Origin of the sequence: Paenibacillus mangrovi, from assembly GCF_022898935.1 — a bacterium.
GTDB classification, from domain to species: Bacteria; Bacillota; Bacilli; order Paenibacillales; family Paenibacillaceae; genus Paenibacillus_AQ; species Paenibacillus_AQ mangrovi.
Window position 1 is genome coordinate 577,840 of the sequence record NZ_JALIRP010000001.1, and the last position, 12,342, is coordinate 590,181.

16 protein-coding genes are annotated in these 12,342 nt (G+C 47.7%); all 16 read left to right on the forward strand.

Annotated elements, in window-relative coordinates:
* Positions 1-28: 28 nt before the first annotated feature.
* The 16 genes from MUG84_RS02570 (at position 29) to MUG84_RS02645 (ending at position 12,103) form a co-directional block, all read left to right on the forward strand.
* Positions 29-490 carry a chemotaxis protein CheW gene (locus MUG84_RS02570; protein WP_244719293.1) on the forward strand — a complete coding sequence of 154 codons (462 nt, stop codon included), beginning with the start codon at positions 29-31 and terminating at the stop codon, positions 488-490.
* Between the two features lie 37 nt (positions 491-527).
* Entirely contained in the window at positions 528-1,121 is a 594-nt protein-coding gene (locus MUG84_RS02575; RefSeq protein ID WP_280521165.1) for a chemotaxis protein CheC, read from the forward strand.
* A complete protein-coding gene (locus tag MUG84_RS02580; protein ID WP_244719298.1) occupies positions 1,114-1,611 on the forward strand; it encodes a chemotaxis protein CheD in 498 nt (165 codons plus the stop codon). Before MUG84_RS02575 ends, MUG84_RS02580 begins: the two co-directional genes overlap by 8 nt.
* Before the next feature lie 2 nt (positions 1,612-1,613).
* Positions 1,614-2,024 (forward strand): hypothetical protein, encoded by a 411-nt coding sequence (locus MUG84_RS02585; RefSeq protein WP_244719301.1) that lies wholly within the window; start codon positions 1,614-1,616, stop codon positions 2,022-2,024.
* Positions 2,025-2,039: 15 nt separating this feature from the next.
* Positions 2,040-2,831, forward strand: a complete 792-nt coding sequence (locus MUG84_RS02590) for a FliA/WhiG family RNA polymerase sigma factor (protein ID WP_244719303.1) — start codon at positions 2,040-2,042, stop codon at positions 2,829-2,831.
* 31 nt (positions 2,832-2,862) lie between these two features.
* On the forward strand, positions 2,863-4,272 hold the full coding sequence (locus tag MUG84_RS02595; RefSeq protein WP_244719306.1) for a flagellar assembly protein A: 1,410 nt from the start codon (positions 2,863-2,865) through the stop codon (positions 4,270-4,272).
* 62 nt (positions 4,273-4,334) lie between these two features.
* Positions 4,335-4,640: a hypothetical protein gene (locus MUG84_RS02600; protein WP_244720892.1), complete on the forward strand. Its 306-nt coding sequence runs from the start codon at positions 4,335-4,337 to the stop codon at positions 4,638-4,640.
* Between the two features lie 65 nt (positions 4,641-4,705).
* Positions 4,706-5,296, forward strand: a complete 591-nt coding sequence (locus MUG84_RS02605; RefSeq protein WP_244719309.1) for a DUF3450 domain-containing protein — start codon at positions 4,706-4,708, stop codon at positions 5,294-5,296.
* Complete coding sequence (locus MUG84_RS02610; protein ID WP_244719312.1) at positions 5,293-5,910, forward strand: hypothetical protein; 618 nt, start codon at positions 5,293-5,295, stop codon at positions 5,908-5,910. The genes MUG84_RS02605 and MUG84_RS02610 overlap by 4 nt, the downstream gene beginning before the upstream one ends.
* Positions 5,911-6,129: 219 nt before the next feature.
* The gene (rpsB, locus tag MUG84_RS02615; protein WP_244719315.1) at positions 6,130-6,828 is read left to right on the forward strand and encodes a 30S ribosomal protein S2; all 699 of its coding nucleotides are present in this window, start codon (positions 6,130-6,132) and stop codon (positions 6,826-6,828) included.
* A 205-nt stretch (positions 6,829-7,033) separates the two neighbouring features.
* Complete coding sequence (tsf, locus tag MUG84_RS02620; protein ID WP_244719318.1) at positions 7,034-7,684, forward strand: translation elongation factor Ts; 651 nt, start codon at positions 7,034-7,036, stop codon at positions 7,682-7,684.
* Between the two features lie 317 nt (positions 7,685-8,001).
* On the forward strand, positions 8,002-8,730 hold the full coding sequence (pyrH, locus tag MUG84_RS02625) for a UMP kinase (protein ID WP_036706960.1): 729 nt from the start codon (positions 8,002-8,004) through the stop codon (positions 8,728-8,730).
* Complete coding sequence (gene frr / locus MUG84_RS02630) at positions 8,730-9,284, forward strand: ribosome recycling factor (RefSeq protein WP_244719321.1); 555 nt, start codon at positions 8,730-8,732, stop codon at positions 9,282-9,284. The genes pyrH and frr overlap by 1 nt, the downstream gene beginning before the upstream one ends.
* A 72-nt stretch (positions 9,285-9,356) precedes the next feature.
* Positions 9,357-10,124 (forward strand): undecaprenyl pyrophosphate synthase, encoded by a 768-nt coding sequence (locus MUG84_RS02635; RefSeq protein WP_244719324.1) that lies wholly within the window; start codon positions 9,357-9,359, stop codon positions 10,122-10,124.
* 20 nt (positions 10,125-10,144) lie between these two features.
* A complete protein-coding gene (locus tag MUG84_RS02640) occupies positions 10,145-10,945 on the forward strand; it encodes a phosphatidate cytidylyltransferase (protein WP_244719328.1) in 801 nt (266 codons plus the stop codon).
* Between the two features lie 18 nt (positions 10,946-10,963).
* A complete protein-coding gene (locus MUG84_RS02645; RefSeq protein WP_244719333.1) occupies positions 10,964-12,103 on the forward strand; it encodes a 1-deoxy-D-xylulose-5-phosphate reductoisomerase in 1,140 nt (379 codons plus the stop codon).
* The last annotated feature ends 239 nt before the right edge of the window (positions 12,104-12,342 follow it).

Genomic DNA, 12,342 nt, shown 5'->3' on the forward strand with positions numbered 1-12,342 from the left:
CCTGTATTCATAAAAGGAGGTTTTTCTCATGGGAGAAGAAATCAAAGTTATCGTTTTTAAACTGGGTAGCGAGGAATACGGAATTGAAGTAGACAAGGTTCAAACTATTGAACGTATGCTTTCGATTACAAGAGTTCCCAAGACATACACCTTTGTCAAAGGAGTCATTAATCTTCGCGGAGTGGTCATTCCGGTTATTGATCTGCGCGGACGATTCGGTTTGGAAGAAGCGGAATATACCGATCAGACCCGCATTATTATCGTTGCAGTCAATGAAATGGAAGTCGGCTTCATCGTAGATTCCGCTAATGATGTGATCGATCTTCATACGGACCGGATTGAAACACCGCCGGAAGTAGTTGGAGGCATCAAGGCGAAATATCTGGACGGGGTTGCCAAAATCGGCGATGATCGTCTGCTGATCATGCTGAATCTGTCCGAAGTGCTGAGCAAAAACGAAATCATCCAATTGGAAAGCCTAGAGGAATAGTCCTGTGGAGGTCTTTAAACATTTTAAAGAATTTAAAATGGATGTTTTAAAGGAAGTTGGAAATATCGGTGCCGGGAATGCTGCTACAGCATTGTCCCGGCTGCTGAATAAGCCCGTAGATATGGCCGTGCCCAAAGTGCAGCTTCTTCCCTTTGAAGATATTTCAGAAAAGGTCGGAGGTGCCGAGCAGGTCGTCATCGCCATCTTCCTGCGCGTAGAAGGAGATGCTCCGGGAAATCTGTTTTTCATTTTAAGCCCTGAGGTTGCCAAAAGTCTGCTGAAAAGACTGGTTGGCATTCATCCTGGGGCTGACGGTTTATTTAATGAAATGGAATGTTCGGCACTAAGTGAAATCGGTAATATTTTGGCTGGCTCCTATCTATCATCTTTGGCTGATTTTACGAATCTGTCCATGTCTCCTACCGTTCCCGCACTGGCGATGGATATGGCGGGAGCAATACTTAGTTATGGTTTGCTGCAGTTCGGACAAATGGGAGACGATGCCCTTTTGATCGACACAACGTTTATTGAGGGTGATCAAGAGGTCGAGGGTCAATTTTTCCTGATTCCTGATCCGGATTCGTTCGCCAAGATCTTTCAATCACTGGGAGTACCTGTAGATCATGATTGAAGAGCAAAGCATTGTGAAAGTAGGTATGGCCGACATGAATGTGGTGCAGCGTTCTGGAACCATCCGGACGGTAGGACTGGGCTCATGCATTGGACTTACGATGTATGATCCCCAGCTAAAAGTAGCCGGAATGGTGCATGTTATGCTTCCTTCATCGGATATTGCACGCGAAGGACAGCTCAATATCGCGAAGTACGCGGACACGGCTTTGCCAGCTCTTCTTGATAAACTTGTGCATTTAGGTGCATCCCCCTCGCGCATCGTCGCCAAAATGGCAGGAGGCTCGCAGATGTTCGCATTTGCCGGCACCGGGGACACCATGAGAATCGGACCGCGGAATGTGGAGTCCTGCAAACTGAAATTAGCAGAGCTTCAAATTCCGCTCATTGCTGAAGACACTGGCGGAAACTACGGGCGTACAATCGAACTGGATGCGAGTACGGGTATATTGTATATCCGCAGTGTACATACGGGTGTAAAGGAAATGTAGCCATGAAAGGAAATCTGCGGTTTAATCTGGTATTTGGTGTTATAGGGTTCGTATTAACCCTGTTGTTATCTCTGACAAATAATTTGTTCATGACAAGTATTATTCGCGGCCTGGTGTCGTTTGTCGTATGGTTTATTCTTGCGTTTTTGCTCCGGTGGGTATGGACTGTCGTCAGTGTCCCTCCAGGAGAAGCCGCACCTATGGGCGGAATAGAAGAGAACAATCAGACGGGTCACCGGCTGGACTTGACGACTCCTGATGAGAGTGACGAGCTGAACGAGCTGTTGAAGCAAAAACCCGACCTTTCCAATGAACGCGGCGCTGGTTTTACACCACTCAATCCGCCGAAACTGGTCTCGACAAAGGATCCTGAAGATTTGGCCAAAGCGGTTCGTCACCTGACAGAAAATTAAGGAGGGTGAGGATAAGTGAACGAGCGCAAAACAACCTCTCATCTGAATCACGCTGAACTTTGGGAACAGTGGAAAGAACATGGAAGTCTGGAAGCGAAGAAGAGATTGATTGAGAACTATCTGCATATTGTGGATTATGTATCCAGCCGTCTGGCGATTGGGCTTCCGAAAAATGTCTCCAAGGATGATCTAGCCAGTAACGGGGTTATGGGCTTGATTGATGCGGTAGACAAGTTTGACTACAAACGAGGTCTGCAGTTCGAGACCTATGCATCTTTCCGGGTCCGGGGAGCAATTCTGGACTCTTTGCGTCAGGGGGACTGGGTTCCTCGTTCAGTCCGCGAGAAGGCTAAGAAAATCGAAGACGCCTATCAACAGCTGGAGCAAAAGCATCTTCGTTCTGTAACGGATGCCGAAATGAGCGACTATATGAATGTCTCAGAAAAAGAGTTCCAGCATATGCTCCAGGAAGTGGCGGTCATGTCACTATGCTCTCTGGAAGATCCGATCCGGGAGGAAGAATCGGAAACCCGGCTTTCCTTCATGGTGGATGAAAAGGCCAAAAACCCTGATTATAAAGTCAATGAATTTTATTTGAAAGAATCTTTGGTTAAAGGGCTGGAAAAGCTCACTGAAAAAGAACGTACTGTAGTATCATTGCTATATTATGAAGATCTCTCACTTAGCGAGATTGCCGAAGTGATGTCTCTTTCGCCTTCGAGAATTTCTCAACTGCACTCCAAAGCGATTTTGCGACTGCGCGGGACGCTGGAAAAACATCGGGATTTGCTGATGCAAAACGATTAACATGCTGTAGAAATAGAGGGGAGGAAAAGGATTGTCAGCCCAATTAGCATTAGATACTTATTTAAGTGTTACATTTTCTGATGATAAGAGTGTTGCTTATTTACAATTTTCAAAGCGTGAAGATGGCTTTAAGTGCACAGAAGACGAATTGATGCTGTTTTTGCGCAGTCACCAGATTCAATATGGCATTGAACGAGATATTGTCAGTCGGATCGCCAGTCACCCAGAAGAGTATATGTTCGGCCGAACCCCTATTGCCATGGGGGAACAGCCAGTCAGCGGCAAGGACGGCTATATTGAATATGCTCTCAAGCTGCTTGAAGAACGGGAACAAAAGCCGCTTGAAACCTCGGACGGAAAGGTGGATTATAAGGAACTGTTGAGCTTGAATAACGTGATTAAGGGACAGCTAATCGCCAAGAAAATACCGCCTCAACCGGGAAAGCCGGGTACAGCGGTGACAGGTGGGCTTATTCCGTTCAAGCCGGGAAAAGAAGCCTATTTTAAAGTAGGGAAAAATGTAGTTCTGGATCCAGAGCAAATAGCCATGTATGCAGCGATTGACGGACTCATTGCAACAACAGACAAAGGGAAAATCAACGTATTTCCAGTCTATGAGGTCAATGGCGATGTCGATTACAGCGTAGGCAATATCGATTTTGTCGGCACTGTCGTCATCCGCGGCAATGTTCTGACCGGGTTCCGCGTGAAAGCGGCCGGAGATATTCGGGTTGTAGGCGGCGTCGAAGGCGCAGAATTGGATGCCGGAGGCTCCATCGAAATTACGAGTGGAATTATCGGATATAACAAGGGGTGCGTGAAAGCTGGCATCAATGTTAAAAGTTCGTTCATCCAGGATGGCAACGTCATCGCCAGGCAAGACGTTATTGTCTCCCAAAGCATCATGCATTCCAATATCCGGGCAGGAAAAAATGTAATCTGCAATGGAACGAAAGGCTTGATCGTTGGAGGGAGCATCCAGGCCGGTGAAAAAGTGACGGCACGAACCGTCGGAAACAGCATGTCTACAATGACCTCCATTGAAGTTGGGGTACAGCCGGAGCTGCGCAATGAGCTGACTGAACTACGGGTACGGATTAAACAGCTGGTCGAAGCACTGGACAAGACTGATAAAGCGCTTCATCTTCTAAACCAGCTGGCTTCTTCGGGCCAATTAAGCCCGGATAAGGTTGCACTGAGAGTGAAGCTCAATGTGACTAAAAAGTCGACTGAGCGCGAGCAAACTGAAGCCAAGGAGCGGATTCTTGAAATTGAGAAGACCTTGGAAGAAACGGTTATAGCGAGAGTAGATATCATCAAAATGATTTACGGAGGATCGAAAATCGTCATTGGGAGATATACGCGCTTCATCAAAGATCCGGCAGAACGTGTTTCGTTTTATTTCCATGAAGGCGATATTTCAATGGTTCCCTACATTTAAACCAGCAATCGCCGGGCTAATGAATCTCGGCTATCCTTTGCAGGCAGGTGATATTCGTGAGTATGAAATCGGTAGAAATGCAAATTGCCATTCCTCGTACAACGGAGGCCGGCAAGGTACAAAACGATGTTCACCACAGAACCTCCCAAGATCAGCAATTTATGGCGGGACAACAGCTGAAGGAAGATCAGGTGCACCGCCAGCGTAGCTCAGGAATCGACGAGACGGCGAATGCTGCAGTGCGGGATGACGGAAAACAGCATTCTTCTCATCATGAAGGCTCAAATTCCAAGAAATCCAAACAGGAGCCAGAGGAACATCATTCGGAGCATCCTTTTAAAGGGCACCATCTTGATGTTTCTCTCTAGCTTGCGGAATTTATAGCAGCCTAAAGGCAGATATGAAAATAAGTAGTTAAAGGGGAACAAAAGGTTTGAAACCGTGGATGATTGTCGCTATTTTAGGTGCTGCTGCCATTGTATATGCTCTTATGTTGCCTAAACGGCAAGTCGACAAGTCTTCTTTAGACAAAGATAAAATGGTTCAGGAAGTAGAAGCGACCTTGGAGCAGTACATGGCTGAGATCGAAAGAGAAAATGAGGAACTGGTCGGGCTGATCGCTCAAATGAAGCAGGAGACTGCATCCAGGCAGCTGGCACAGCAGGAGCAGCTTAGCGAAATGCGGCAGCGTCTGGTTCTGTTGGAGCAGCAAAATCTTCAGTATGAAACACGCTTAACAGCGGCAGAGCAAGGGAGCCAGCAAGCCGCATCTGTTATGCTGGCACAGGCTCAGGAAGCAGCCGCCGTACAGCAGATTGCTAGTAAGCAGCCGCCTCAGCCGCTTGAGCCCGATGCTGTTTCCAATACGCAGCCAAAGGAGCCGTCCATCCGTGAACGTTATCCGGATCTCTTTGAATTTCATACTCAAGGCAAATCCGTGGATGGCATCGCCAAACTGGTTGGCATGCAGAGAGGTGAGGTTCAGCTTATCCTTCAGCTTGCCAAACAGGAGGAATCGCTGTGATCAAAAATCGTTCATTTATGATTGGTCTAGGCAGCGGTCTGCTGGTTGGGGCTCTTTTGCTGCAGCTGATGAATGTGGGGACGGACCAGCAGGCTCATCAACAAACACCTGCGGTGGACAAGCTGACCAAAGAGCAGCTGCAAGAGCAGGCTGAAGCTATGAATCTGAAAGTTGTGGATCCTGATGATAAACTCATGACTGAAGCGGAATGGAAGCAGCAGATGATCGATAAAAGCTCCAAGCCTCAGGGAAGCGGTGTGAAGGCTCCGGCAGCGGGGGCTAAGACGGAAGCTCCAAAAACACCTCAGCAGCCAGCATCTCCGGATCCTAAGGCCGACGGCCAAACTCCGAAGACGGAAGAACATGCTGCCAGCAAAAGCCCCCAAGCACCCGCGTCGCCTTCGGTCAGCGTCAAGATCTCGAGCGGGAGCAACCTAACGGACGTGGCCGATACATTGAAAGAATCGGGGATTATTTCTGACGCAGCTTCTTTTGTTCAAGAAGGAAGAAGTCAAAAAAAGAGTACCAAGATTCTTACGGGTACGTACGAGTTTACTCCGGGAGAGGATTTTAACAGCATTATTTCCAAAATCACGACAAAACCGCCTAGCTGATGGACATACTGCCGGACGGTTTTTTTCGGTCTTTTTCATGGGCTTGTAAAACCCTTAGGATAGGCGTTGCATCAGTCATTCACTTATGGTATATTAAATGACGGTGTTAAAACACACGCTGTCGGATTTCGTAAAGGGTGCTTTCCTGATGGAGAGTCTTGACGGAAAATGAACACAGCGGAGGACACAAATAAAACCAAACTTAGGAGGTGTGTGAAGATGGCAGTTATCTCCATGAAACAGCTTCTCGAAGCTGGTGTTCACTTCGGTCACCAAACTCGTCGTTGGAACCCGAAAATGGATAGATATATCTTCACTGAAAGAAACGGTATTTACATCATCGACCTGCAAAAAACAGTTAAAAAGGTCGAAGAAGCTTTTAACTTTGTTAAGAGCGTAGCTGAAGAGAACGGAACAATCCTGTTCGTCGGCACGAAAAAACAAGCTCAAGACTCCGTGAAAGAAGAAGCTGAACGTTGCGGTATGTACTACATCAACCAACGTTGGCTCGGCGGAACTTTGACTAACTTCGAAACAATCCAAAAACGTATCAACCGTTTGAAAGAACTTGAGAAGTGGGAAGAAGACGGCACTTTTGCTGTTCTACCTAAAAAAGAAGTTATCCTTCTCCGCAAAGAGAAAGATCGTCTTGAAAAATTCCTTGGCGGTATCAAGAACATGAGAGGCCTTCCTAGCGCCCTGTTCATCATTGATCCTCGCAAAGAGCGTATCGCAGTTGCCGAAGCTCGCAAATTGGGTATCCCAATTGTAGGTATCGTAGATACAAACTGTGATCCGGACGAAATCGACTACGTTATTCCTGGTAATGACGACGCGATTCGTGCCGTAAAACTGTTGACTGGCAAAATGGCTGACGCAGTGGTGGAAGCTCACCAAGGCGAAGAGACAACTGCCTAAGTTCAGCAGGGAGCAAGTATAGACATGAATTAAATGAAAAGGGTGGTTGGTAGGTGTATAACCTCTCACTGCCCTTTTTTTAAGATATAAGAGGAGCGGCATCTGTATGATACTGCTTGGTTATATCTAAGAGCAAAGTACCGCGAAAACCGCGGCGCTGGCAAAACTAAAAATTAAATGAACAACTTTTTGGAGGGAATATTCCATGGCAGTTAGTGCTAGTGCGGTAAAAGAGCTTCGTGAAAAAACAGGCGCAGGTATGCTGGATTGCAAAAAAGCGCTTGAAGAAGCAAATGGCGACATCACCAAAGCAATTGAAGTTCTTCGTGAAAAAGGTCTTGCTGCAGCAGCTAACAAAGCTGGACGCGTAGCAACCGAAGGTGTTGTTGAATCTTACATCCATGGCGGCGGACGTATCGGCGTTCTCGTTGAAATCAACTGCGAAACTGACTTCGTGGGCAAAACGGATCAATTCAAAGAGTTTGCACGCGACATCGCAATGCATATCGCAGCTTCTAGCCCTCGTTACGTAGCGCGTGAAGAGGTGCCTGCAGAAGAAATCGAGAAGGAAAAAGAAATTTTGAAGGCTCAAGCTTTGAACGAAGGCAAGCCTGAAAAAATCGTTGAAAAAATGGTTGAAGGCCGTATCGGTAAATACTATGAAGAGTTCTGCTTGCTTGAGCAGCCATTCATTAAAGATCCGGACAAAACCATCGCTACGCTGCTGAAAGAAAAAATCAGCACGATCGGCGAAAACATCTCGATCCGCCGCTTTGTTCGTTACGAGCTGGGCGAAGGCATGGAGAAAAAAGTGGATAACTTCGTTGAAGAAGTTATGGCTCAAGTTAAAAACTAAGCATTTGATCGGCGCAGTTTATACGCCTGAATAAATAGTGTACAATAAAGAGCGGAACACGCCAGTGTTCCCTCTTTTTTCAGAGATCAGAAAGTATCGCTTTGCATGAAATGCCGCCTGATTTCTTAAGAAAAACATCCGCTGCAAGGCTATGTGCCGGCATCGGAAGTTTTTCTTAAGATATAAGAATAAGAATTTGTTAGAGTATGAGTAGTGACATCAGTTCTGGTAAGCTCTGCGCTTGCAGAGCAGAAAGCAAAGACGGTTTCTAAAACTGGCACCAGACAGGTGCTGTCTTAAAGTGGAGGGTAAACATTTTGAAAGAGCCTATTTTTAAACGAGTTGTCTTGAAGGTCAGCGGAGAATCTCTCGCAGGTCAAAACGGATACGGCATTGATGCGGCAACAATTGCATCCATTGCTGAACAAGTGAAGGAAGTTGTAGAACTTGGTGTTCAAGTCGCAATTGTTTGCGGCGGCGGCAACATTTGGCGCGGCATTGCCGGAAGCTCGAGCGGTATCGACCGTGCAACGGCTGATTACATGGGAATGCTTGCGACGGTAATGAACTCGCTGGCACTTCAGGATGCGCTAGAGCAGATTGATGTTCCTACACGTGTGCAGACTTCGATTGCCATGCAGCAAATTGCGGAGCCTTATATTCGCCGCAGAGCCATCCGTCACCTGGAAAAAGGCCGTGTCGTCATTTTTGCGGCAGGTACTGGCAACCCGTTCTTCTCGACGGATACGACAGCGGCGCTGCGTGCAGCTGAGATTGAAGCCGAAGTGATTTTGATGGCCAAAAACAAAGTGGATGGCGTGTATTCCGCTGATCCTTTCAAAGACAGCACGGCAGAAAAGTATGAGCAGCTGACTTATCTGGACGTACTGAATAAGAACCTGGGTGTGATGGACTCCACAGCATCCTCCCTGTGCATGGACAACAATATTCCGCTGATCGTATTTGCGATTACTGAGCAAGGAAACATCAAACGAGTCGTTCAGGGTGAGAAAATCGGAACGATCGTCAAAGGGAGTGTAGACTAATGCCCCAAACGGTAAAAAAGCACGCGGAAGAACGCATGGAAAAAGCAATCTCCGCTTTGAAAAGAGATTTGGTAACGCTGCGCGCCGGACGCGCGACTCCAGCCCTTTTGGACCGGATTCAGGTGGAATACTACGGAGCGATGACTCCACTGAACCAACTGGCTAACATTAATACTCCAGATACGCGTACGCTGATGATTCAGCCTTGGGATAAATCCTCGATGTCTGACATCGAGAGAGCGATCATGAAATCTGATCTTGGACTTACCCCTGCGAATGACGGGACTACCATCCGTCTTGTTATTCCGCCACTGACCGAGGAACGCCGTACGGAACTGGTGAAAATGACCAAGAAGTTCGGTGAAGAAGCAAAAGTGGCTATCCGCAATATCCGCCGCGATGCGAATGACGACATCAAAAAAATGGAAAAAACTGATATATCTGAAGATGAATCCCGTCGTCACCAGGACGATATCCAGAAAACGACGGATAAATTCATCGCGGAAGTCGACAAAGTGCTCGTAGCTAAAGAAAAAGAGATCATGGAAGTATAAGAGACTTGCGGCCCCTCCTATTATGGTGGGGTTTGTGTCTTTTTTTGCAGAAACCCGCATGGAGGAACTAGAATGATCAAACGAGTTCGATCGTGGTGGACACGTGAAAACAATATTCAGCCGCCAGAGCGATCAATGGACAATGTTCCTGAGCATGTCGCCATTATTATGGACGGTAATGGACGCTGGGCGAAAAGCCATGGACTGCCGCGCTTTATCGGGCATAGAAATGGAATGAAGGCCGTAAAACGGACCACGATTGCCGCCGATAAGCTGGGAATTAAGTATTTGACGATGTATGCCTTTTCGACAGAAAACTGGAAGCGTCCAAAGGATGAAGTCGATTTTCTGATGCGTCTGCCGCAGGAATTTCTGGCTATCGAGCTGGATGAACTGATCGAGAAAAATGTGCAGGTTCGGATGATGGGTGACCGTGAAGGACTGCCTTCCTATACCATAAGCGCCATGGAAGAAGCTGTGGAGCGCACGAAAAACAATGACGGGCTGGTGCTTAACTTTGCGCTCAACTACGGCAGTCGTAAGGAAATCACTGACTGCATGCGTGAGCTCGGACGTCAGATTCAGTCAGGCGCTTTGGACCCGGCCGACATTTCGCCGGAAATGCTGGATCGTTATATGCTTTCCAGCGGAATACCGGATCCAGACTTGATCATACGCACCAGCGGAGAGATGCGGATCAGCAATTTTATGCTGTGGCAGATGGCTTACAGCGAAATGTGGTTTACAGATGTTTACTGGCCTGATTTCAATGAACAACACTTATATGAAGCGGTCGCTGAATACCAGCGCAGAACACGGCGGTACGGCGGCCTTACTTAGCCTGATGGAGGAGAGAATCGTTGAAACAACGACTGATTACCGGAATTATAGCTGGAGTTGTTTTTTTGGGATTTTGCCTGCTTGGAGGGCTTCCTTACCATCTCATCGTACTGGCGATGGCGATGATCGGTTATTATGAATTCGTGCGAATGACTAAGATTTCTCCATTTGGCGGTACAGCGTTGCTTGGTTATCTTGGCGTTCTGATGTTTGTGTTTCCATGGAAGCTGATGGACGTAGAGTTCCCGCTGTCATGGGCTCAAGGGATCTGGCTGCTCATGTTTTTGTTCATGCTGGTGACGGTCTTAACGAAGAATAAAATCGGAATCCAGCAGGCAGCCATGCTGTTTTTGGGCGCAGTTTATATCGGAGTCGGCTTTTCTTATATCGCCGGCACCCGGACCACGCCGGACGGGCATGGCTTGTTCTGGACATTCCTGCTGCTTGTATCTATATGGGCGAGCGATGCGGGAGCTTATTTTGTCGGGAAATGGATTGGCAAAAATAAGCTCTGGCCTGCAATCAGTCCGAATAAGACCATTGAAGGCGCGCTTGGCGGCGTGGTCATTTCTATGATCACTGCAGTGGTGTTCTCTCTATTCTCCGGAGGCATTCTGGCCTTTGGACAGGCCCTGGCGATCGGACTTGCATGTGCGGTAGCCGGACAGCTGGGAGATTTGATACAATCCGCCTACAAACGCGTTTATGGCATCAAGGATTCCGGCACGCTGCTGCCGGGGCACGGAGGCATTCTGGACCGCTGCGATAGCTGGATCATCGTCTTTCCGTTTGTGCATATCGTGAGCTTGTTGCCTTATTAAAACGAGAGAAGGTTTGTCATGAAAAAGATTAGCGTGCTCGGTTCCACGGGCTCCATTGGTACACAGACACTGGATGTAGTGGCAAAGCATTCTGACCATTTTCAGATCGATGGTCTTGCGGCAGGAACGAACATATCTCTGCTCCTTGAGCAGGTAAGACAGTTCAAACCGCGCAAAATTTCCGTTGCAAACCGCGAATTGGCTGAACAGATTAAGCCGAATGTTCCGGAAGGAACCAAGGTGTATTATGGTGATCAGGGATTGATCGAAATCGCGGCCGGTACAGATGCCGAGATGGTCGTCACAGCCGTGATGGGCAGTCTCGGACTCCCATCTACACTCGCTGCGATTGAAGCCGGAAAAACGATTGGTCTTGCCAATAAGGAAACACTCGTCACAGCTGGACACATCGTCACAGAACTTGCGAACCAAAAAGGCGTGAAGCTGCTGCCAATCGACAGTGAGCATTCCGCTATTTTTCAATGCTTGAACGGAGAGAACCGCCGGGATTTGTCCAGCATTACACTGACCGCCTCGGGCGGCTCTTTCAGAGACCGGACTCGCGAGGAATTAAAGCACGTTACGGTCGAAGATGCCCTGAAGCATCCGAATTGGTCCATGGGAGCCAAAATTACGATAGATTCGGCGACGATGGTGAACAAAGGGCTCGAGGTCATTGAAGCCCACTGGCTGTTCGGACTGCCTTATGAGCAGATCAACGTACTCTTGCACCCTGAAAGTATTATTCACTCGTTTGTGGAATTCAGAGATACAAGCATCATCGCCCAGTTGGGCAATCCGGATATGCGGGTGCCTATTCAGTATGCGCTCACGTATCCGGAGCGGTGGGATTCTCCTTCGCAGCGCCTGTCGCTCGCTGAAGTGGGCAGACTCCATTTCCAAGAAATGGACTTTGAACGGTTCCCTTGTTTAAGACTGGCATATGAATGTGGTAAAATGGGTGGTACAGCCACAACTGCATTTAACGCTGCCAACGAGGTGGCTGTTGCGCGGTTTTTGCGCAGGGAGATTTCATTTTTGCAAATTGAGGATATTATCGAAAGAGTGCTTGATCAGCATCACAACATTTCAGTACCTGAACTTGCGGAGATCGAGGAGTGCGACAAGCGCACCCGGGAAGCCGCATCCAGGCTGTAAACAGCGCGCGGGGTCTTTTAACCGCAAGGACCCACTCTTCTCCCTTATCTAAAAATGACTCAAAAGTGATTCTCTTGTGCGGGGCCGGAGAATAATGATAATCTATATAGACTGAATTGAGAGACGAGCCTAAAGAGCAGCTGTGCTGAACAAAGGCGAGAGGGCTTAATCATCTATCAGAAGGACAATAATTCATTCTATAAGAATCAATTGCATGATTTGGTTCACAGATTAGGAAA